We start from the raw sequence: 22,537 nt of genomic DNA, 5'->3' as shown, positions 1-22,537 counted from the left end.
GGTCGTTCGCGGGGCTGCTGTCAGCCCGGGCTGGTCCTGCTCTCCATCATCTCGGCGGCGCGGCGCATGGTTTCCACCAGGGCCTGCGGGCTGGGAACCTCGCGCGTTCCGTCCGGTCCCGGCGACAGTTGCGCGCTGAGTTGCTGCGCGAACAGGTGAAGGGTGCCTGCCAGACCCTGCAAGGCCTCAATCGTGGGGTCGTCCGCATCCAGCAGGATGGCCGAGCGCCCGGCGGTGGAATCCGGCCTGCGCCGCGTGGTTGCCGCCGTTTCGTCCGCAAGGGCGTATTGCGCGTTCTTCTCGGCGAAGACCGAAACCTTTTCCCCCGACTTCGTTATATGCGTGCACCCTTTCCGCCCCTGGGTGGATTGCGCGACCCGCAGCGGGGAGATCGCCAGGTCGAACCCGATATGCTCGACACCGTTCGAAAGACGGCTGAGGCTGCGTGTGCGAACGGCGATGGCCGGCGCCCATTCCTGTCTGTGCTCTTCGCTGCACAGCTGCGCCAGGTCTTCCCGGACGGTTTGTTCCAGCCGCCCAAGATCGTGATCGACCCATGTCAGGCCATGCGTTAGCGGATGCCGGGACCGCGCCTGATAGCGCCGGACGCCGGTTTCCTCGTCCGTAACGCGGCGGATTTCGACCCGGATGGGCGGCATGCCCTCGTTCGCGACGGGCAGTTCCCAGACCGTATAAAGTTCTGGTGCCTCGACGCGCGCGGGCGCAACGAACCCGGTCATGTGTTTCATGGTCCTCTCCTCTCTTTCGTTCCCTGAGGGGCGTACAGGGCCACTGGGTCGCGGTTTGTCTTGGCGCAATGAGAACGCTGACCGATGGCAGGAAAATGGAGGAACCGGGCGAAATTCGGCCTGACCCCAGTTCGGATGCCCGGGGAACCTTATGGCACAGTTTGGGCACGAACTACTAAACTTCACCATATTTCTGCCTTCAACGGGGTCGATCCTTGGCGATGGAAAGAGTCGGCACATGGAGGGCAGGTCAATGAACACGCGAGTCGTCATTTCTGCGTCCGAAAGGAAAAAGGGTGTTACGGCCAGGAAACGTCCGATGAAACCGAGTGAATGGCATCCTGAAATCGGCGACATCGTCCCCGATTTTTCCGCGCAGGCAACGTTCGGGCCATTGCAGTTCCATGAGTGGAGCCGCGGAAGCTGGGTTTATTTCTGTTCGCATCCGGCGGCTTTTACGCCGATCTGCACGACGGAAATGGTCAGCCTGGCCAAGCATCAGGCCGAATTTGATCGCCGGGGCATCAAGGTGTTGGCGCTGTCGGCGGACACGGCCGAGGATCAGTGGCGCTGGATGCAGGAGATGGAATCCACCTTCGGTACGCATTTCAGCTTTCCGCTGGTGGCGGATCCCGAGCTGAGCCTCTCGAAACGCTTTGGCATGTATCACCGCAAGGAGTCGTCTGAACGACCGATCCGCCGGTCCTTCTTCATCGATCCGACGCTGCGCTTGCGCATGATGTTCGATTACCCAATGAACATCGGTCGCAAGACGGATGAGGTCTTGCGCGTCTTCGACGCCCTTATCGCGGCCGATCGCCTGGAGTTGGGAACGCCCGCCGACTGGGAGGATGGCGAACCCTACGTCGTGCTGCCGGACGAAACCGACGAGCACGCGACCCAGCGTCTGCATACGCGTCTGGCCAGGCTGATGTCCTATCTCAGGTTGGTATCGCCGGGGAAAAACGCGGCGTGAAACCGTTCCGGTCAGCTTTCGTCTGACAGAAGGTAGCCGACACCACGCACCGTCTGGATCAGCTGAGGATCAAGGCCGGCTTCGCCCAGATGGGCGCGAAGCCGGCTGATGATTCCGTCGATCACGCGATCATAGCTGGCCCAATCCTGCCCCTTCACGTGATTCATGATCTGCTCGCGCGACATGACGTGGTTCGCGTTGCCCGCAAGCGTTGCCAGGACATCGAATTCCGAGGTCGTCAGCACGATCTTGCGGCCATCGGCGGTCTTGAAGCTGCGCGCCGCCAGGTTCAGCGTGGCCGTCCCGACGTAAAGGCATTCGTCGGCTGCGGCTGCGGGTGTGGGTTTGACCGGGGCCGCGGGCCGGGCTGGGGCGGGGTTGGCCGCGGTCGTGTAGCTGTAACCCTCTGTGCGACGTAGTACCGCACCGACCCGCGCGCGCAACTCACGGATGCGAAACGGCTTGGCCACGTAGTCGTCTGCGCCCACCTCTAACCCGACCACCTGGTCCAGTTCTGCGGACTGCCCGGTCAGCATGATGATCCCCACCTTGGAGTCGGATCGAATCGCCTTTGCGACCTGCAATCCGTTCCCATCGGGCAGCAGCAAATCGAGGATGAAAAGGTCCACGGAATGCGTTTCGAGCGCCGTGTTCAGGTCCGCGACCCTGTGAACCTGGACGACGTGATGCCCGTCCAGGGTCAGCGCTTCCGCAACCATTTCAGTGATTTCCGGCTGGTCGTCGAGAACCAGGATCGTGCGTTCCGTTGCAGCTGCGTTCAGCGCGGCCATTGCTTTATCACCCAATCGTCGCTTGCGGTTCCGGTCCGTGCGGTCGGTGGCAGTTTTAGATGCATGATGCCCGAGGATGCTGAATACGGGAAACGCTGTCCAGACCAAAGGCGCCGTTTCTGGAAACCCTCTTGCAGTATTCGCTTACGTTGAGTGCCGGAGAGGCACCTATACCAAAAGGCAGGTTGTCTTACGCACCCGTTCCGGTGAAGTGACTGGATACCTTCTAAACGGAATCGCGCTGCGGGATTCAGCGGACCGTGGTAGTTTTTGAGTGTAAGCAGTCATGGTTTTTTTTGATAAGATGAACAGACGAGTTTTACGCGCGGCGGGCGTCTTTTCGTTTTTCGCGCTGGTAATTGTTATCGCATTCCCGCTGAATTCCGAAGAATATCAGGACGTGCCGCTGCGTGTGGCGAGCGTTCCGGTCATCGGCGACATGCAGCGCGCCGTGGCGACGAAAGCCGATCTTTACGATAATACACCGGCCTTCGTCAGCTACCCGGATGTTCGCGGCGTGCTTGACGCGCTGCATGCCGAAGAGGTCGATGTCGTGTCCTCTGGCCCGCTCTGGTTTGTCCGCCATGTCCTGCGCACACATGGCGACGGGACGGGGGATCTGCCGGTCATCCTGGCGACCAATTTCAATTCCTTCTCGGTTCATGCGCTCTTGGTGCGGCAGTCGGACGGGATCAAGACGCTTGCCGATCTGGAGGGCGCGCGCGTTGCGCGAACCTTGGGGGTGGCAACCGAATATCTGGTCGCCCAAATGGCTGCCACGACAGACCTGAACCCCGAGACGCTTGTTTTTGTGGATATGGATATTTCCGAGGCCCGGTTCGCCCTGTCCGATGGGCGGGTCGATGCGGTGCTGACCTGGGAACCGATCACCTCGGCCTGGTTGCAGGACGAAACGCTGGGGTTCCAGCGGGCCGAGGGCGCGGGCGATGCCGAGGTAAGCTGGTTTCTGATGACGCGGCGGTCGGTTCTGGAGGCCCGGCGAGAGGCGCTTGTCGCCTATCTGACTGCTCTGGAAAAGGCTGAAACGCGTTACTACGCAGACCCCGTGCAGGCACTTGGCATGATCGAGGATGAATTCGACCTGCTGCCTGACAGCGCATCCGCGGTTTACGACAACTTCGATTTCAATCTCTCGCTATCGCCGACGATCCTGATCGCCCTGCAGGCCGCCGAGGCCTGGTTGTGCCAGCGCGAGGCCCTGCCGGGCTGCGGCAAGGTGCAATGGGTGCAGTTCGTCGAGCCGGACCTTGTGAGACAGGTCTTGCCGATGGGGACGGTCAGGTTCCGCTCGGCGACGCCATAGACAACACGCTTTCGCGGGCCTGCCCGATACGTAAGGGGCCGTGCAGAAAGGGCAAACTGAAGCATGCCGACTTACTCCCTTCCGGGGGGCGGGGGATCATGGTACAGTTTGGCTTACCTTTTTTGATCTCCGTGGGGGGGAGGTCGCATTCGCGCCAGTGCAAGCAAAGCACGGCGTGCCTTGAGGCCGTATAGGCGTTCAAGGCTCCCGTAGGGAGGGATTGTGAATGTGGCTCGCACGCAGCTTCGCCGCTCTGTTATGCAGAGGGCGTTGGACGGGGGCGAAACGTGCTGTTCTGACCGCTGTGGCCTGCGTTGGTCTGGCTGTAGGGATGGCGCAGGCCGATCCCGTGGGCAGCCCCCATCCAGAGAAACCGCTGCACATTGCGGTGGCCCGATACACCGGGGATATACACAACATCGTCGCCAACACGCTGAACCTGTACGAGGGCGACTGGCCGCAGCCGATTGTCATGGAAACGATACACGGGCAGGAGGGTGTTACCGCCCTTGACGAGGGGCGGGCCGAACTGGCAACCGTGCCGATCCTGACGTACATAAAGACCGCCCTGCAACAGCAGCGCGACGCGGTGCCCGAGGATGAACAAATGGTCGTCGTGGCGCGCCTGTCCTACGTCGCCGGCCTGAACATCATCGTTGCCGACAGGGAACAGGGGATCGAAACCCACGCGGACATCGTTTCGCGGCCCGTCGGTACGCCACCCGGCACCGTAACAGAGCTATTGCTGAGCCTTATCCTGCAGGGCCGGAACCTGGACGATAGCGACTTGTCGTTTGTTCCCGTTGAGCCCGCGGAAATGGAGGCCGCCCTGCGGGACGGCCGCATCGCGACGGCCCTGGTGTGGACGCCGTTCCTGGATCAGATCGTTGCGTCCGACCCCGAACGGTTCCACATCCTACCATCGGGCGATACGTTCACCGGGGCAATGCTGCTGGTTTCGCAGAACCGATATCTGAAACAGCACCGCGCGCAGATCCGGGCCTATCTTGCGGGGCTCCTGGCTGCCGAGGACTTGTACTTCGCCCGCCCCGAGGATGTGATTGCCCTTGTCGCAAGCAATCAGGGCGTGTCAGAGGCGGCGGTCAGGCGGACCTTTCTGCACAGTTCCTACGCGCTGCAGGTGGAAACCTTCCCGCCCTATCTGTACCAGCCCATCGCCCGCTGGTGGTGTGACAAGAACGGTCTTTCGGACTGTGTCATTCGCCCGGGTACGTTTCGGGCAAGTTACATATTGCGAGAGGTCGAAAGGGATGGACAGTATTTTAGTCCCTGATCGGTTGCCGGAGAACCACGAATGACCCTTGTTCGTGCTGCCCTGTTCATCCTGTTCCTTACGACGGTCTTTCTGTTGGGGTCCACGGCGTTGCAGCGCCATCTGGAAAGCTCGCGCTTGGACGCGTTTGCCGATGTTGTCGTCGTCGAGCGGATGCTGTCGGACATGTTCGCCATCAGCGTTGTCGTGACATCCGATCCCAATCTCTCGACAGAGCCGGTTTCGCTGGCCCGCCGCCGGGCCGAGTTCGTCCATGAGCAGTTGCAGAGCGCATCCGCTGCTTCGAAATACGCCGTGACCGCCGACCGGCGTCTGACGCGGTTGATACGGTCGCTTTCCGAATTCGAACGGCGCGACGACACCATGTCCGACGGCCAACGCGAACTTGTTGCGCGGCAGGTGTCGGTCCACACATTCGAGACGATATCCGCGCTGAGCCTGCTGCTGGGCGAAATGATCGAAGCCCGCCAGGAACAGGACAGGGTGGATGCGCGGCTGACCCAAGGTCTGTTTTTGGGGCAATTCGGGCTGTTTGTAGCGGTCAACCTTGCATTGTTCGTGTTGATCGTTCGGCCAATGCGACGGCTTGCCATGATGGACCTTGAGGCCGTTGAGGATATTCGTTCGCAAAAGCCGTTCCTGATCGACGACCTCAACCGTATCGCCAGGCACACCGCCAATCTGGTTGAGCGGGTCAAGAAGGAAGAGCAGAAGTCCGCCACGTTCTTTGGCAACGTCCCGTTGCCCTTGCTTCACTTGAACCCGGAAACGCGCGAGATCCGCCACAACAGGGCCTATGACGAATGGCTTGCCCTGACGCGCGAGGAAGAGGCCGAGGTGCTGGCCCTGGCCCTGCGCGAGGATGAGGCCGATCAAGCGACCAAGACCTATCCCATCGAACGGGGCGGTCAGCAGCGCACGCTGGAAATCAGGACGCTTCCCCAAGATGTCGCGGTTTCGGGGGTTTTCGTCGCTGTCGATGACGTGACCGACCGGGTCGAACGCCAGCGCCGCGAACGTCAGCGCGACCGGCTGGAGATGACCGGGATGCTGACCGGCGGCATCGCGCATGACTTCAGGAACCTGTTGACCATCATCGTCGGCAATGCCGAATTGCTGGAAGACGATCCCGCCGTTCCGTCCGGTGCGCGGGAAAGGGCCGCCAAGATCCTGACCGCGGCGGATCGCGGCGCAGATATGACAACGCGCCTTCTGGCCTTTGCCAGGCGGCAGCCGCTTGCCCCGAAACCCACCCGGATCGGAGATTTGATCGCGGACATCGAACCGCTGCTTAAGGATGCCACGACCGAGGATGTCGAGATCCGAACCCATGTCGCCGATCCCGCCTCGGTGATCAATGTCGATCCCGGCCAGTTGGAGGCCGCGCTGATGAACCTGGTCGTCAACGCGCAATCCGCGATGCCCAAGGGCGGGCGGCTGATGATCGAGGCCCGCAAGGTTTGGTACACCGAGGGCGACTCGCGCAAGGATCCCGGCGTGGCCGCAGGCGAGTATGCGGTGATCGACGTATCCGATACGGGCGTCGGGATGTCCCCCGAGGTGGTGCAGCGGGCGTTCGAACCGTTCTTTACAACGAAAGAGACGGGCGGCGGCAGCGGAATGGGGTTGGCGATGGTCTATGGCTTTACCCTGCAATCGGGCGGGTTCAGCCGCATCTATTCGCGTCCGGGCGAAGGGACGACCGTGCGTCTGTGCCTGCCATGCGCAGGGGAGGGCGCGCATGTCGATACGGCCAAGGCAGGGGCATGCGAAAGCAACCATGCCGGGGCATCCGGAGATGGCGAAACCATCCTCGTCGCCGAGGATGACATCCTCTTGCGCGAGAGCGTGACGGAATTCCTTGAGAAATCCGGCTACAACGTGGTGACCGCCTCAAACGCCACCGAGGCGCTGCAAATCCTGCGGGGCGACACCCATGTCGATCTGCTGTTCAGCGATGTCATCATGCCCGGTCCGATGAACGGCCGGGAACTGGGGGACAAGGCGCGCGAGCTTTTGCCCGATCTCAAGATCGTTCTCACCTCTGGCTACACCACCGACACGGTCGTACAGGAGGGGCGCCTGGCGCACGGCGTCCGGTTCCTTCCGAAGCCCTACAGGCGGCGGCAGCTTGTCCAGTTGCTGGCAGAGGTGCTGGCCGAGCCGGGGACAGGAGCGCGCTCTTGACAGGCCAGTGGTGCCGGTTGGTCCTGCTGATGGCCGCGCAATCGGCGCGGTCGGGGGCCAGATGTGCTGACATGTGCGACTTCTTGCACGTGTCGAAAAGGCACCTTTACTTGCCCGTCCCAGTGGTATTCCGTTCTATATAATGGCTCTAGGTAGACGCATGTCTGAGCGCACCTCCATTGACGCGGAGAAACCGCAGCGGGATCAACCGCACACCACACCGGGCCTGATCGTGGCCTTGGGCGCGTCGGCTGGTGGGCTGGACGCGTTGGATCGTTTCTTCTCTGCCATCTCGCCGATGCCCGATGCCGCGTTCGTGGTGATTCAGCACCTTGCGCCAGAGCACAAGACGATGATGGACACGTTGCTGGCCCGGCACACGGAAATGCAGGTGCGCGTGGCCAGCAATGGCGAAAAACTTGTCGGTGGAAAGGTTTACGTGATCCCGCCGGGGGCGGTGATGACCATCAAGTCGGGCGAGCTGTGTCTGGTTCCGCGCCCGGCAACCGGGATCACGCTGCCGATCGACACATTCTTTGAAAGCCTTGCAACCCATGTCGGTCCACGCGCCGTGGGGATCATCCTGTCGGGGACCGGGTCGGACGGGGCCTTGGGGTCGCGCAAGCTGGCCGCTGCGGGGGCGTGGATCATGGCGCAGGATCCCGATACCGCGCGTTTCGACGGTATGCCGCGCAACGTCATCATGGCCGGTGTGATCGACCATATCCTGCCACCCGAAGATATCGCCAAAGAGGTGATGTCGATCGGGCAAAGCGGGGCGCAACCGCAACGCGCCCCCGACAACACGCCCTTGCCCGCGGATGAGGTCGAACTGGGCGCCAAGATCGTGCGGCTGCTGCACGGGATCATCCCGATCGCCTTTGAAAATTACAAGCCGGGCACCATCGTGCGCCGCGTCTTGCGCCGGATGAACGCAACCAGCTGCGAAACCGTGGAAGACTATGCCAAGTATCTGTCTTCTCATGCCGGTGAAGTCAAAAAACTGCGCCATGAACTGCTGATCCCGGTCACAAGCTTTTTCCGGGATTCCGACGCCTTCGAGGCGCTGAACGAAAAGGTCATCAAGCGGCTTGTTTCCAGGCGCGCGGCTGAAGATGCGGACACCCCGCTTCGCGTGTGGGTAACGGCCTGCGCCACCGGCGAAGAGGCCTATTCGCTGGCCATCCTGCTGCACGAGGCAATGCAGGCCGCCGGACAGCGCTGTCCGCTGAAGATGTTCGCCACGGATGTCGAACCGGATTATGTGGCGGCCGCATCGGCAGGCAGATACGATCCCGGCAAGCTGTCCGAGCTTGACCAGGACCTGCGCGAGCGCTGGTTCGAGAGGATGGAAGACGGCAGTTGGCGCGTCCTTCCCAAACTGCGCAACAGTATCGTGTTCTCGCGCCACGACGTGCTGAACGACGCGCCGTTCACGCAGATGGATCTGATTACCTGCCGCAATCTGCTGATCTACATGCGGCCGGAGGCGCAGAACCGTATCCTGCGTCGCCTCTCCTACAGTCTGAAGGATGGCGGTGTCCTGTTCCTGGGCAGTAGCGAGTCGCTGGACGAAACGGCCGACAACTTTGCCACGCTGGATGCCCGGAACAAGCTGTTCAGGTTGCAGGGCGATCCCGTGCGTCTGACCGCGATGGATTTGCTGGGGCGGACCGCCCGCGACCGGCCGGCCCCCGGCTATCGCACGGCGAAATGGCATAGCAAGGCAAGCGCCGGTGCCAATGCCGCGAAGAAGGCACTGGTCGATGCCTATGCGCCGCCATCGGTGCTGGTGGACATGAACCGCAACGTTCTGCACACCTTCGGAAATACCGAACACCTTGTCCGCCTGCCCATGGGGACCGCGACGCTGGACGTTCTGCAACTGGTTCCGCCCGCGCTGTCCCCTGTTCTTTCGACGCTCTTGCACAGCGCCTCCCGCGAGAAGAGCGTTCAGCGCTCGGCGCCGATCGGAATTGCCCAGGACGGCGGAGCCGAGGAATTCGTCAAGCTGTCCGTCACGCCGTTGGACAACGAGGATCTCCACGATCCCTTGCTGTTGGTGGTGTTCGAACCGCCCGCCGCCGCCCATCGCGAAGAGCCGCTGGACAGCGGTGCCCTGGCGCAGATGAGCACATGGCAGGCGGCCGAGCTTGAGCGCGAACTGGAAATGACGCGCACCAACCTGCAAGAGACGATCCAGGACTTCGGGACCGTGAACGAAGAGTTGCAGGCCACGAACGAAGAGTTGATGGCCTCCAACGAAGAGTTGCAGAGCACCAACGAAGAACTGCAATCCGTGAACGAGGAACTGCACACGGTCAACGTGGAATACCAGGCGCGGATCGCAGAGTTGAATGAACTCAACGCCGATCTGGAGGGGCTGACCCGCGCGGCGCGCATTCCGCTGGTTTTCCTGGATGGCGAGTTGAATATCACGCGCTTTACCCCGCAGTCGCTTGATCTGTTCAACCTGCGCGAAGGCGATGTCGGCCGCCCGCTTTCGGACATCACGCAGCGGCTTGATTTCACGGACCTCCTTGAACGGACAGAAGAGGCGCACCAGAACCAGCAAAGCTATCAGCGGACCGTCAACGACGACACCGGCGGTAGCTGGCTGGTGACGATCCAGCCTTACAGCAGCCGCAGCCTGGAACATACGCGCATCGTGATTTCCTGCGTGGATGTTTCCAGCGTGCGCGATGCGCAGCGTCTGCAATCGATCATTGACGCCACGCCCGGCAATCTGGCTGTGATCGACCAAGAGGGCAGGCTGACGGCGGTCAACCGTGCATGGACCTTTTTTCGAAACGAAAACGGCGGCGGCCGCGCCTGCGGCGTGGGCAGCAATTACCTGGCCGAGTGTCAGCGCTGCGCCGAAGATGACATCAGCAGCCGCCGTGCCCTGCATGGGCTGGAGGAGGTGCTGAGCGGTCGGCGGCAGTCGTTTTCCATGCTCTACCCCTGCCATTCGCCAACCGTGGAGCGTTGGTTCGTGTTGAACGCCGCAGCCCTGCCAGAGGGGGGCGCTGTGGTTGCGCATGTCGATCTGACCCATTGGATCGACCCTTTGCGGGCAGAAGAGCTGGCCGGAGGTGATGAATGAGCGAGCCAGAGCAGAAGGTGAACAGCAACCAACGTGACGCAGGCATTCGCGCACAGGCACTCAGCGCCCTGCGGCAGGGGAAGTTCGAACATGCCACGGCGCTGTTGGAAAACGACAACATCACGATCAGCGAACTGACCCAGGAACTGCTGGTTCACCAGACGGAGCTGGAACTCCAGGCAGAGGAACTGCGGGATACCGCGCTGCGCCATGACCTGGCGCGCCATCGGTTCGAGGCGCTGTTCGAAACCCTGCCGCAGGCCGCGTTCCTGGTCGATGCGGCCAGCGGCAGCCTCGTTCAGCAAAACAACATCGCCCGCACCGCGTTCGGGCACCTGCGGCCATCGGGGGTTGCCGCGTTCCCTTTGCGCCGTATCGGCGCCAACCGATCGGACGAGGATCTGCTGGCGAGCGCCCTGGCTGACGCCGCACGCAATGGAGAGGCCCTGTTGACGCGGGTGTTCCTGCATCGCGAACAGGGCGAACCGATCCCGGCCCGGGTCCAGTTCGTCCAGATTGCGCAAGAACAATGCGACGCGGGCCATGTGCTGGTGCTGTGCATCGACGAAACAGAGCAGGTTCGCGCCACAGCCGCCCTGGAAGAGAGCGAAAAGCGCTTTCGTGAAATCGCCGAAACGATCGAGGATGTCTTTTATACCTGCACGCTGAAGGGCGATGCGCGGTGGGTTTGCACCTATTTCAGCCCCGGGGCCCAGCGGATCTGGGGCAGGGCGTCGACAGCGGATACCGAGAGCTTTTCACCGCTTTTCACAAACGTCCACCCGCGCGACCGCGAGGTCGTTCGCCGCGCCCTGCACGCGACCCCCGCCTGGGAATTTTCGATCGAGTACCGGATCGTCCAGCCCGATGGCCAAGTGCGCTGGATCGAGAACAAGGGTGTCTTCCTTGACGATTGCAGCAGGCTGATCGGCGCGGTCCGCGACATCACCAAGATCAAGATCACCGAAAAACGGTTGAAGCTGCGCGTGCGCCAGATCGAGGCGGTGTCACGCCTGTTGGCGCATTGCGCCCGCCGCGACCTGGGGCGCGAAGAGCTGTTGAGCGGCATTCCGCAATTCCTGGTCGATGCGCTGAACCACCCAAAGCTGGGCGTGGCCCGCATCGTTGTCGAGGGCAAGGCGTATGACAGCGCAGGCTGGACCCCCCCCAGCCTGAAGCTGCGCGCGCCGCTGCGGACCCCCCTGGTCACCAGCGGCTATATGGAACTGGGCTATCGCGAAGTGCCCCCCAGGGCAGAAGAGGTCGGCGCCGACAGCCTGCGGCCCCCAGGCGATTTCCTGTTGAGCGAGCGCGAAGTCTTTGCCGCCGCTTTGCGGCAGGTCGATGCCGTGGTCGATTGGCAGAAGATCAGCGAACAGCTGACCGAGGCAGAGCGGCGAAACGCGATCGTGGATGTGACCAGTGGGCTGGTACACGAGTTGAACACGCTCTTGACCGTCATCATCGGCCAGGCCGAGGACATGAGCGACGGCTTCGTTCCCACCGCCTTTGTGGAACGCAATTCCCGCCGGATCCTTGAGGCCGCAAGCCGCGCCGCCGATCTGACGGACCATTTGCAGAGCTTTGCGGCCTCTCAATCGCTGCATGCCGAAAAGCTGGATCTGAACGCGATCCTGCGAAAGATGCGCCCGGTTTTTCGGCGGATGCTGGGGGCCGATGTTGCGCTGGTCTACGACCTGGCCGAAGGTCTGTGGCCGGTTTTCCTGGATAACGCGCGTCTGGAAAGCGCGCTGCAAGAGCTGTGCGCAAACGCGGCCTACGCCCTGGAAGGCAAGGGCGAATTGCACATCAGCACCCGCAACGTGGCAGAAAACGGGGCCGAGAACCCGTTGGGGCAGGGCCCCTGGGTGATCGTCGAGCTGAAGGACAACGGGCCGGGCATGGACGACGCGGTTCTTGGGGCCGCGACCGAACCCTTCTTCTCGACGCACAGGCAAGCCGGAAGGGGGCTGGGCCTGAGTGTCGTGCAAGGGTTCACGCGGCAATCCGGGGGGCGGATGGCCTTGGCGTCGCAGCAGGGGCAGGGCACGACAGTCGTGCTGGGATACCGCCCCGAGGTTCAATCCGCGGCGGTTCAACGGGGTGCGGATGCGCCTTTGTCCGGGGATTCTGCGGCCAGTCCGTGAAAGAAGGCCCGGCAAGGGGGCCTTTGGTGTGACCGGGACGCGAAATGTTGCCGGTTTTTTGTGGAAAGTTGTCAGCCGCCGGTTTTTTGCCGCCCGCGACGAACCCCACACGTTCCAGACAACACCGGCAAGTTCCTTCGACAAACCCTCAAGGAGGTGCCAAACGCACCGATACTCTCTTGGGTAGAGTTGGCTCATCAGAAGGGAAACGGGTCGCTGGACCCCCCGGCAAGGATCAGAGCCATGACAACGCAGTTGATCAAAATCGAAAGCAACGTGATAGGCTGGGACGCCGAGGGTTATGACATGATCCACGCGCCGTTCAGCAGATTGCCCATGTCGGTCGCGCATTACTACGAGGCGCCGAACTGCTCGATGTTCCTGGAACAGGATAACCTCTTCCCGCCGCGGTTCGAGTTGGACCTGGTCGGTGTGAAGGTTGGTTACGAGCCGATCGTCGCCTGGAATTGCCCGTCCGATGGCCGTTCCACGGCGGCCGATGAACACGCCGAGGCGGAACGCGAAGACGAACAAGCCCGGATCGACGAGATCACCATGGCGCTGATGCCCGGTTGGGTTCCCCCCGGCGGGCGGCGCATGGTCCACGGCTACAAGAAGTTCTGGGCCGGCGTATACGATGTGCATAAAAAAGTGTACTATATCGATACGACGGAATACCCGGACGACAAGGCGGCCGGTCTGGCAGCGACGAAAATCGCTGACTCGCTGGTGCGGCAAGTGGCCCGCAAGAGCATCGAACAAGGTGTTCCCATCGGGGCTGGTGGTCAGATGCAACCCAGGCAGGCCAATTTCGGGGCCGCCGCCTCTGCCATGCAGGCGCCGCAGATGGCCCAAGCCAACGTGGTGATGCACGAAAAGGCTTGAGCCGCCAGAACGAGGCAAGGGCAGTCCGCGTCAGGGGCACGGACTGCCGCCCAAATGACCGAAAGGCCGCATTCGCCGCCGCCCCGGGTGGCGGCGTTTTGCATTAGGGAGCTGCACCATGTTTGTCTATGACGCGAATGGCACGACCATAACCTTGCAGCCGACCGCCGAGACGGAGCAGCAGGTGCAAACCGTCAGCGCCGACATGTTCGGCGCAATCCAGACGGGTTTTCAGAATTTCTCGGGCTTCGAGGAACAGTCCGAAACCCTGGGCGTGACGCATGTCCGCTGGCCGGGTGGGACGCTGTCCGAGGCACAGGAAGATGTCTACGGGCTGGATGTTCCCGGAATCTTCGACGGCACCAAGCTGTATAACGAAGACCCGGATCGCGACCGCCCCGATCTGTCGGACATGTTGTCCTCGGTGACCGAGAACGGGCAAAGCTTCTCGATGATTATTCCGACTGTGCGCTATGCGGATGACATCGAAACCGGGCAGGCCGATCTGGAAACCTTCCTCACCGATCTGCTGGCCGGGGAATACGGGACGCTGCCCGAGGATTTCACGATCGAAATCGGTAACGAATACAAGAATTTCGACATCTTCGCGGACGATCCGGGCCTGTACGGCCAGGTGGCCAACGCGTTGGTGGAAACGGCCGCAGGGGTTCTGAACGATCCCGAACTGAACCCCCAGGGGCACGACATCAACATCGCGGTTCAGATGGGATACAACCACAGCGACGATGTCGCGATCCGCGATGCGTTTTCCCAGGATGCGCTGGCGGCGGTCGATACGCTTGTCGTGCACTCCTTGCCGATCGGGCTGCAAAACCTGACCCGCGTTGAAACCGGCGAGGATCCCGAGGACGAGGGCGAAACGATCTTCGAAAGCACCGAAGATTACCTGGCGGCCTGGAGCGCCGCCATCGAGGACGCCGGGGGCACCGCCGATCCCGAACTGTACCTGTCCGCCTGGACGGTCGGCGGGTCCGGCATGTCCGCCGATGGTCTGGACCTGGACTATTACGACTACGGGTTGGCCGGTGCCTCGACCGCGCTGGAACTGTTCAGCGGTTTCACCTCTATCGGTGTGGACGCGGCGGCCCTGTGGGGGGTCGATGTCGACAACCTGAACCATTTCATCAACGACCAAGGCGGCGTGATCGAGACTTCACCAGCCGGTGCGATGGTTCAGATGATGTCCGAAACGCTGATCGGGGCAGAGCTTTTGGGCTCGTATACCCCTGCCAGCCGCGACGACACCTTCATCATGCACGCCTACCAGACCTCGGACGAGTTGATCGTCTATCTGGGCGCCAATGACGCGGACGTGCTGAGCACGACCCTGGATTTCAGCGTGTTCGAGGATGCCGAGGTCACCTCGCTGCGCATTCTCAGTTCCGAGTTGCCCGCCGACGACGCGCAATATGCAGGCACCGCGGCCGAAGAACTGCATGAAGAGGCGGTCATCCGAACCGTTACCCCGCAAGTCGCGGACGGTGCCCTGGGTCTGACCTTCGATAAACAATACGAGGTCGCGGAAATCAGGCTGTCGGTCAGCGATGCTGATCTGGCTGCGGTGGCCGCGGAATATGGGATCGCCCCGGTAGAGCCCGTTGAACCCGAGATCATGGCGAAACCGACCAGCGGCGCCGATACCCTGCTGGGGACGGAGGGGAACGATGAGATTTCCGGCTGGGCCGGTGATGACACGCTCATGGGGAATGCCGGTGACGACAACCTGTCGGGCAATGCCGGTAACGACACCCTCGACGGTGGTCTGGGCGACGATTTCCTGACCGGCGGGTCGGGCGATGACATCTTCATCTATGGGGGCGATGCGGGCATCGACGTGGTGCGCGATTACAACCCCGCCGAAGACAGCATTCGCCTCGGGTCCGACCTGTTGCAGCCCGGCGAAACGCTGGACGACCTGCTGGCGCGCGTTGCCGGGGAATGGGAAGGCAATGTCGTCATGCGTTTCGACGACGCCAACCGGCTGATTGTCAAGAATGCCAACCTGGACGACCTGCGGGTTGAATTGGCTGACAGCGAAGATGACGCCGACGAAGCCGACAGCACCGCGCCTGTCCAAAGTGGCGGTGTTTCGAACGATACCAACGAAAGCAGCGAGACCGAGGTTGTCGAGGAAGCGCCTGCCGAGCCGGTCGAGGCCTCCTCTGCGGTCGCCCCCGATATGTGGGCCGCCTCGTCAAGCTTCTGGGCCGCGTTCGACGGCTCCGGCGTCGCCGCCTCTTCGTCCTCCTCTGAACAAGAGGAAGAGGCAACGCCTGAACCGCAGGCGCAGGTGGCAACCGGGCCCAGCGACGGCGACGATATCCTGGCCGGGACGGACGCCGATGACGCGATTTCCGGCTGGGCAGGGGATGACGTTCTCTCGGGTGGTGAGGGGAACGACGCTCTTTATGGCAACAAGGGCGCTGACCAGCTGCATGGCGGCGGCGGTGACGATGCCCTGAGGGGCGGCGCGCATAACGACCAGCTGTTCGGCGACGCGGGGCAGGATTCCCTTGTCGGTGGCGGCGGTGACGATGTGATCTACGGCGGCGCGGACGATGATACCCTGGAGGGCTGGGGGGGCGCCGACGTGCTGATGGGCGACGCGGGCGATGACCGGCTGTCTGGCAATGCGGGCGACGACATCCTGAACGGTGGTGCGGGCAACGACTTCCTGACCGGCGGGACGGGCAATGACGTCTTCATCTACGGTGCCGACGCGGGGATCGACGTGGTGCGCGACTACAACGCGGCCGAGGATCGAGTGCTGTTGGAATCAGCCCTGCTGCAAGATGGCGAGTCGCTGGATGACCTGCTCAGCCGCGCCGCCAGCGAATGGCAAGGCAACGTCGTGCTGAACTTCGGCGAGGATCACCGGCTTATCGTTCAAGGCACGGAACTGGACGATCTGCAGGTGGACATCGGGGCCGACGACGACGATGCGGACGTCTCCTGACGCGTGATGGCCCGCGTGCGGTAGCTGCCAGCGCCCTGGCGGGCCATGATCGAATTGGGGATACCCCGCGCCTAGCCTTCCTGCACGATACGGTTCCGGCCTTTTTCTTTTGCCGTGTACAGGTGTTCGTCCGCCTTGGCGTAAAGCGCGTCGAGCGTTTCGCCATCCGCAGGGAAGGACGCCACTCCGCCGGAAAACGTGACCGGCGGGACATCGGTGCGGCGCATCAGGGGATCTTTGTCCAGCGCCTCGCGCAAGCGGTTCAGGTCCTGGACGACCTCTGCCACCGTGGCGGCGCGATGAAGCACTACGAATTCCTCGCCACCCACGCGAAAGCAGATGGCATCCTCGGGCAAGATGCTTTCCATCATCTGCGCGAACCCCTTCAGGACCCTGTCGCCGACAACATGGCCGAAACGGTCATTGATCGACTTGAAATGATCGAGGTCGAGCACGCAGAGCACGACGATCTTGTTGTCGTCGCGTTCTTCGGCAAGTTGCTTGAAACTCTCGTCCAGTCGTCTGCGGTTCAGCAGGCCGGTCAGCCAGTCACGATCCGCCAGACGCTCGGCTTCTTCGCGCAGGGTCTGAATCTCTTCAAGCTGCCTGCGGTTCTGGTTCAGCGTGTTATTCATCACATCGACCGCGCTGGCCAGCGCGCGACCCCGCGAATACAGATCCGTGACATCGGTTAGCAGGACGGTCGCGCCGATCAGTTCGTCAGTGTCGCCCACGGGCAGACCGATCGGGAACACATCGACATCGAAAAACTGTTCCCCGATCTGCAACCGTTCCGGCATGGCCTCGATAGAGGCCATGGTGAAGACCCCCTGGAAGTCTTGGAATGCCGGGATGCTGCTCAGGTGTTGGCCCACCTTGTTTTCCGCGTGCACGACCCCCTTTGCGGCCGTGTTCAGCCCGGTGATGATCCCCATCCGGTTCACCACGAAGACGGGGTTTGCCATGCGGTAGTACAGCACCTCGCGTCCCACGGCGACGATATCGAAAAAGCCCTTGTTGAAGATCAGCAGGCCCAGCCCCAGCAGGACGAAGGTAAAGACGAAGGGCGTCGGATCGAAGCCGAAAACCGTGAAGTCGAAAAGGGTATAGGCCGCGTTGGCCAGGATCGGGATCACCGTGATCAACAGGAAGAACGCGAAATACCGCCTGTAAACCTTCGAGGTCCGGCGCATGACGAGCAGCACGATCAGGAAGGCGGCCAGGACGGCACAGTAGTTCATGAAGACCGCAAGGTAGAACAGCGGGCCGTGTTCGAACTGCGCCGAAAGGCGCCCGGCCGTTTCGACCAGTCGGACCTCGTCGGTGTAAAACAGCCCGTGAAGCGGGTTGGTCCAGGCCGCCACCGTTCCGATCAGAACGAAACACGCGATCACGACGAGATCGCGCCTTAGGTGATTCTGATCGGCGCGCAGCGCAAAGGAGCTGATGAACGCCAGCCACGAAACCGAGATCAACATGATGCCCGGCCAGGCCGCCATGGCAAAGAGGGTCTTGCAGGACGCAGTGGTCGACTGCAATTCGAGCCCGGCCGTCAGCAGCCACCACGCCAAGCCGATATTCGTCAGCCGGAACTGGGCTTTCCCAACGAAATCAGGTTGTTTGCTGACCCAATGCGTGAACGCGACCAGGATAAGAAGGTTCATCGCCACCAGGGCGACCGGGCCATCGGGCGGCACCTCTAGAAGGCAGTTGAGACCGCCGGGTTGGAGGAATGCGAACAAATCTATTTGACCGGTCATGATGAGGTTCGGCGATAACGCTCCGCAGTGTAGCACATGCTTGGCATTCGATTACGTGCGCATTTCGTAGTTGGTTTTGTTGACTATTCCGTGTGGCTGTTCAACTCTTGCCACCCGACCTGAGACGATGTGCACATATCGGAAGTGCGGGCGCGTTCACCACAACGGATACGCCCAGACCGTATACATGCGTCATACACGGGCCGCCACTGGCAAGAGGGGGCAACAAGGGCTGAACCCGACATCTGCTGCCCAACCCTGACCCGGGTCGCCTTGGGCACGGCCTGGTTCGTGCAGTTCGGCGGGATAGGCCGGCATGTATCCCTGATTTGTCACAGGGCTTATCCTTTCATTCCGCGGGCGCAGGGATTGCGGGGCTTTGCATGCGGCGTCCGGCGTGCCCCTCGTGCATCAGGGGCGCTATCCGACGCAGGCGCAGGGCGTTCGTCAGCACGAAGACCGACGACAGCGCCATCGCCCCGGCCGCGAGGATCGGCGAGAGCAGCACACCGAGTGCGGGGTACAGCACACCCGCCGCCACCGGGATCAGCGCCGTGTTGTAGCCGAAGGCCCAGAACAGGTTTTGCCGGATGTTGCGCATCGTGCGGCGCGAGACCTCGACCGCGTTGACCACGCCGCGCAAGTCGCCCGACATCAGCACCACATCGGCGGATTCGATGGCCACATCGGTTCCGGTGCCGATGGCGATGCCCACATCGGCGTGCGCAAGCGCCGGGGCGTCGTTGATGCCATCGCCGACAAAGGCCACGCGACCTTGCGCTCGCAGGTCGTCCAGTGCTGCCACCTTGCCATCGGGCAGCACCCCGGCAACCACATGGTCAATGCCGGTTTCGCGCGCGATGGCCTCGGCGGTCTCGCGCTTGTCCCCGGTGATCATCGCGACCTTGTGCCCCAGCTCGTGCAGCGCGGCGATGGCCGCGGCACTGAACGGCTTTACCGGGTCGGCCACGCCGATCACCGCCGCGATGCGCCCGTCGATGGCCGCGAAAAGCGCGGTCCGCCCGCGGCGGGCGATATCCGCCTCGGCGTCGGCCAGCATCGCCAGGTCAATGCCCTGGCGCTGCATCAGCCGGTCAGAGCCGATCAGCACGTCATGGCCCGCCACTCGTGCGCGAACGCCCTGACCCGTGATCGACTCGAAGCTTTCTGCCCTCTCGTGCGCCACACCTTCCGCATGGGCTGCACGGACGATGGCACGGGCGATGGGATGTTCCGAGTTTTCCTCGGCTGCTGCCACAAGCGCCAGAACAGTTGCACGCGCCCCCCCGTCTGCGGGCTCCAGGTCGGTCAGTTCCGGCTGCCCCTCGGTCACGGTTCCGGTCTTGTCCAGCGCCACGACATCGACCGCGCCAAGCGCCTGCAACGCGTCGCCCTTGCGGAACAGCACGCCCATCTCGGCCGCCCGCCCGGTGCCCACCATGATTGATGTCGGCGTGGCCAGCCCCATCGCGCACGGGCAGGCGATGATCAGGACAGAGACACCCGCGACCAGAGCCAGTGTCAGCGCGGGCGAGGGGCCGAAAACCAACCAGGACAGGCAGGTGAGTGCCGCCACGCCCATGACCGCCGGGACGAACCACAGCGTGATGCGGTCCACCATCGACTGGATCGGCAGCTTGGCGCCCTGCGCCTCTTCGACCATGCGGATGATCTGGGCCAGCGTGGTTTCCGCGCCCACCCGCGTCGCGCGGAACCGGAAACTGCCGGTGCCGTTGACCGTGCCGCCGGTGACCGGGTCGCCCGCCGCCTTGGCCACCGGCATCGGTTCGCCGGTGATCATGCTTTCGTCGACGCGCGAGGTGCCCTCTGTCACCTCGCCATCGGTGGCGATGCGTTCGCCCGGACGCACGATCAGGATGTCGCCCGCCACGATCTGGTCGATGGGCAGTTCGACCGTCTCACCATCGCGCAGCACCCGCGCGGTGCGCGCTTGCAACCCGATCAGCTTGCGGATCGCGGCCCCGGTGCGGCCCTTGGCGCGGGCCTCAAGGAACCGGCCCAGCAGGATCAGCACGACGATGACGGCCGCCGCCTCGAAATAGACGGCGCGCACCGCATCCGGCAAAAGCCCGGGCAGGAAGGTTGCCACGACCGAATAGCCATAGGCGGCGCCTGTGCCCACGGCGACCAGGCTGTTCATGTCGGGCGCCCCCTTCAGCAGCGCCGGAATCCCCTTGGCATAGAACATCCGCCCCGGACCGATCAGCACGGCGGTCGTCAGCGCGAACTGCACGATCCAGCTGGCCTGCAATCCGATGGTGTCGGCGATCAGGGCGTGGACGCCCGGGATCAGGTGGCTGCCCATCTCCAGCGCGAAGACCGGAAGGGCAAGGATGGCGGCCAGCGCCAGGCGCCGGGCAAGACCGCGCGCCTCGGCATCCTTGCGGGCCGAGCGGTCCTCGGGGGCATCGCTGTCGGGTATTTCGGCGGGATAGCCCGCCGCCGTCGCGGCGGCGGCCAGCGCGGCAGGGTCGGTCGCGCCGTCCAGATAGGTCACCGACGCGGTTTCCGAGGCGAGGTTCACGTTGACCTCCAGCACCCCCGGCACGGCCGACAGCGCCCGGTCCACCCGCCCGACGCAAGACGCGCAAGACATCGCCTCTACGTTCAGCGTGACCGAGGCCCGGCGCGCCGGATACCCGAGATCGTCGAGCCTGTCGGCGGCCAGCGCGATCCGCTCCGGCCCGTCCACCGCGAAACGCGCCGTTTCCGAGGCAAGGTTGACCGACACATCGCCGACACCGTCCAATGCCGCCAGCGCGCGATCCACGCGCCCCACGCAGGATGCGCAGGACATCCCCTCGACAGACAGGGTGACATGGGCCTGGTCGCGCATTTCCGCCTCCTTCGGTTCGGTATGGTTCGAAGATGGGGGTTGCAGTTACTGGAAGGTCAAGCCGCGCCGCGTAGGTTTTCGCGAGGCCCGTTCCGGCGGTTGACCTTCCAGTTGGTGGAGGCTGCAATTCTTATCTGAAAAGCGAAAAGGAGATCCGCGATGAAATTCAATGTCCCCGACATGAGCTGTGGCCATTGCACCGCCGCCATCGAGAAAGCCATCAAGGCGCAAGACCCTGGCGCCGCGATCGATTGCGACCTCGACAGCCGCACCGTTTCGGCAGAAACCTCGCTGTCCGAGGCCGCCCTTTCCGCTGCGCTGGAACAGGCCGGCTACGCGGTGAAGCCCCTGCTTGCGGAAAGCTGAGTTAAGGCGCGCGGGCGGATTACGAGGCGCAGCAGGCCCTGCTTGAACTCTTCCGCCCGCTTCTTTGCCATCGTCCGTGCCCTCGATCACATGTCATGCCCTCAAGAACCCGGCGCTTTTCCAACGCAAGTCCAACAGCCGTGTATGACACATCGGTTCAGGCACCGGTGCAGGTCTGGCTATTTCCGTTCTATATCAATGACTTAATGTGGGATTTGGCTGGGGTGGTAGGATAATCACCCAAGTGCAAGCCTAGATTAAGCAATTGATAATTATGGATTAATTTCAGGGCATTCCTGCTGTGTTACAACTGTGTGCCACGATACGTTGAGCTTTCGGCATATGCAATGCTCCGTCTTAGGCCTTGCTTGGTTCTTGCGTTTCCAGTGCGGTTGTTAGAGTTACGCTGTAGCGAACTGACCGAAACGCGCTGCACCAAGCTTGCCTGAAACGTGCTTCGGGCCGCCCCGTCCCTAGGTGTTTGATCCAATGGTTTGATGGTGCGATCCCTTCTCAGGGATAGAAGGAAGCACTATGGGACAAGTTCGTCACGGGAGCGCCACGACCACGCACGCCGTCAGAGCTGCAATACAGCGATCGCAAGCTTCTCTCTCGGAGCTGAGCCGGGAGTTCGGGATCAACCCCAAGACGGTCACGAAGTAGCAGAAGCGTCAGACGGTTGGGTTTGTCGGGCAGTTTGATGTTCTGGATGAGCCGACAGGGCGGCGGAGCTGGCCGGACGAGGTCAAGGCGCAGATTGTCATGGAGAGCTTTGCGCCCGGGGCGCGTGTGGGCGATGCCGCCCGGCGGCATCGGCTGCTGCCGTCGCAACTGATGACGTGGCTGCGGCAGGCCCGGGAGGGACGGATTGCCCTTCCGGTGGATGCGCCGGGCTTGCCGACACCGGCGGAGTTCGTGCCGCTGGTCGTTGACGCGCCGGACCCCACGCCGAGTTCCGACAGGGGCCGGGACCGGATCGAGATCGAGGCGGGTGGCATGGTGATCCGGCTGCCTGGCACGGTCTGGACCTGTCACGGTTTGGTGCCGCCCCTTTGATCACGTAATGTGCAGCAAAGGAGATGAACCATGGGCACAGTCAGGACGGATGAATTTCGCAA

13 protein-coding genes and 1 pseudogene are annotated in these 22,537 nt (G+C 62.7%); 10 read left to right on the top strand and 4 right to left on the bottom strand.

The features are described from left to right. Nucleotides 1–20: 20 nt before the first annotated feature. Nucleotides 21–749 carry a hypothetical protein gene (locus tag EV656_RS09845; protein ID WP_132603064.1) on the bottom strand — a complete coding sequence of 243 codons (729 nt, stop codon included), beginning with the start codon at nt 747–749 and terminating at the stop codon, nt 21–23. Between the two features lie 319 nt (nt 750–1,068). Between EV656_RS09845 and EV656_RS09840 the strand changes: the two genes are divergently transcribed. Then, a complete protein-coding gene (locus tag EV656_RS09840) occupies nt 1,069–1,725 on the top strand; it encodes a redoxin domain-containing protein (protein ID WP_165918987.1) in 657 nt (218 codons plus the stop codon). A gap of 11 nt (nt 1,726–1,736) precedes the next feature. On the opposite strand, the gene EV656_RS09835 is transcribed toward EV656_RS09840, so the two are convergent. Then, complete coding sequence (locus EV656_RS09835; protein ID WP_165918986.1) at nt 1,737–2,516, bottom strand: response regulator transcription factor; 780 nt, start codon at nt 2,514–2,516, stop codon at nt 1,737–1,739. 304 nt (nt 2,517–2,820) lie between these two features. Between EV656_RS09835 and EV656_RS09830 the strand changes: the two genes are divergently transcribed. The 7 genes from EV656_RS09830 to EV656_RS09800 all read left to right on the top strand — a co-directional run bounded on the left by EV656_RS09830 (nt 2,821) and on the right by EV656_RS09800 (nt 16,436). After that, a complete protein-coding gene (locus EV656_RS09830; protein WP_165918985.1) occupies nt 2,821–3,840 on the top strand; it encodes an ABC transporter substrate-binding protein in 1,020 nt (339 codons plus the stop codon). Between the two features lie 331 nt (nt 3,841–4,171). Then, complete coding sequence (locus EV656_RS09825) at nt 4,172–5,134, top strand: ABC transporter substrate-binding protein (RefSeq protein ID WP_165918984.1); 963 nt, start codon at nt 4,172–4,174, stop codon at nt 5,132–5,134. Nucleotides 5,135–5,155: 21 nt separating this feature from the next. Beyond that, nucleotides 5,156–7,321, top strand: a complete 2,166-nt coding sequence (locus EV656_RS09820; RefSeq protein WP_132603049.1) for an ATP-binding protein — start codon at nt 5,156–5,158, stop codon at nt 7,319–7,321. A 160-nt stretch (nt 7,322–7,481) separates the two neighbouring features. Next, entirely contained in the window at nt 7,482–10,427 is a 2,946-nt protein-coding gene (locus EV656_RS09815) for a chemotaxis protein CheB (RefSeq protein WP_165918983.1), read from the top strand. Next, on the top strand, nt 10,424–12,574 hold the full coding sequence (locus EV656_RS09810; RefSeq protein ID WP_132603044.1) for a hybrid sensor histidine kinase/response regulator: 2,151 nt from the start codon (nt 10,424–10,426) through the stop codon (nt 12,572–12,574). Before EV656_RS09815 ends, EV656_RS09810 begins: the two co-directional genes overlap by 4 nt. A 243-nt stretch (nt 12,575–12,817) precedes the next feature. Continuing rightward, nucleotides 12,818–13,459 carry a hypothetical protein gene (locus EV656_RS09805; RefSeq protein ID WP_132603042.1) on the top strand — a complete coding sequence of 214 codons (642 nt, stop codon included), beginning with the start codon at nt 12,818–12,820 and terminating at the stop codon, nt 13,457–13,459. Between the two features lie 118 nt (nt 13,460–13,577). Beyond that, complete coding sequence (locus EV656_RS09800; RefSeq protein ID WP_132603040.1) at nt 13,578–16,436, top strand: calcium-binding protein; 2,859 nt, start codon at nt 13,578–13,580, stop codon at nt 16,434–16,436. A gap of 71 nt (nt 16,437–16,507) precedes the next feature. On the opposite strand, the gene EV656_RS09795 is transcribed toward EV656_RS09800, so the two are convergent. Both EV656_RS09795 and EV656_RS09790 read right to left on the bottom strand, forming a co-directional pair. Beyond that, nucleotides 16,508–18,100, bottom strand: a complete 1,593-nt coding sequence (locus EV656_RS09795) for a histidine kinase N-terminal 7TM domain-containing diguanylate cyclase (protein WP_165918982.1) — start codon at nt 18,098–18,100, stop codon at nt 16,508–16,510. 445 nt (nt 18,101–18,545) lie between these two features. Further along, complete coding sequence (locus EV656_RS09790; RefSeq protein WP_132603036.1) at nt 18,546–21,053, bottom strand: heavy metal translocating P-type ATPase; 2,508 nt, start codon at nt 21,051–21,053, stop codon at nt 18,546–18,548. A 159-nt stretch (nt 21,054–21,212) separates the two neighbouring features. Between EV656_RS09790 and EV656_RS09785 the strand changes: the two genes are divergently transcribed. Both EV656_RS09785 and EV656_RS09775 read left to right on the top strand, forming a co-directional pair. Next, nucleotides 21,213–21,419, top strand: a complete 207-nt coding sequence (locus EV656_RS09785) for a heavy-metal-associated domain-containing protein (RefSeq protein ID WP_132603034.1) — start codon at nt 21,213–21,215, stop codon at nt 21,417–21,419. 534 nt (nt 21,420–21,953) lie between these two features. Beyond that, nucleotides 21,954–22,475, top strand: a pseudogene (locus tag EV656_RS09775) (transposase). Nucleotides 22,476–22,537: the final 62 nt, after the last annotated feature.

Source organism: Rhodovulum adriaticum (assembly GCF_004345735.1).
In the GTDB taxonomy this organism is placed as follows: domain Bacteria; phylum Pseudomonadota; class Alphaproteobacteria; order Rhodobacterales; family Rhodobacteraceae; genus Rhodovulum; species Rhodovulum adriaticum.
The sequence above is the reverse complement of the archived record's forward strand: the minus strand, read 5'-3'. Positions and strand labels throughout refer to the sequence as shown.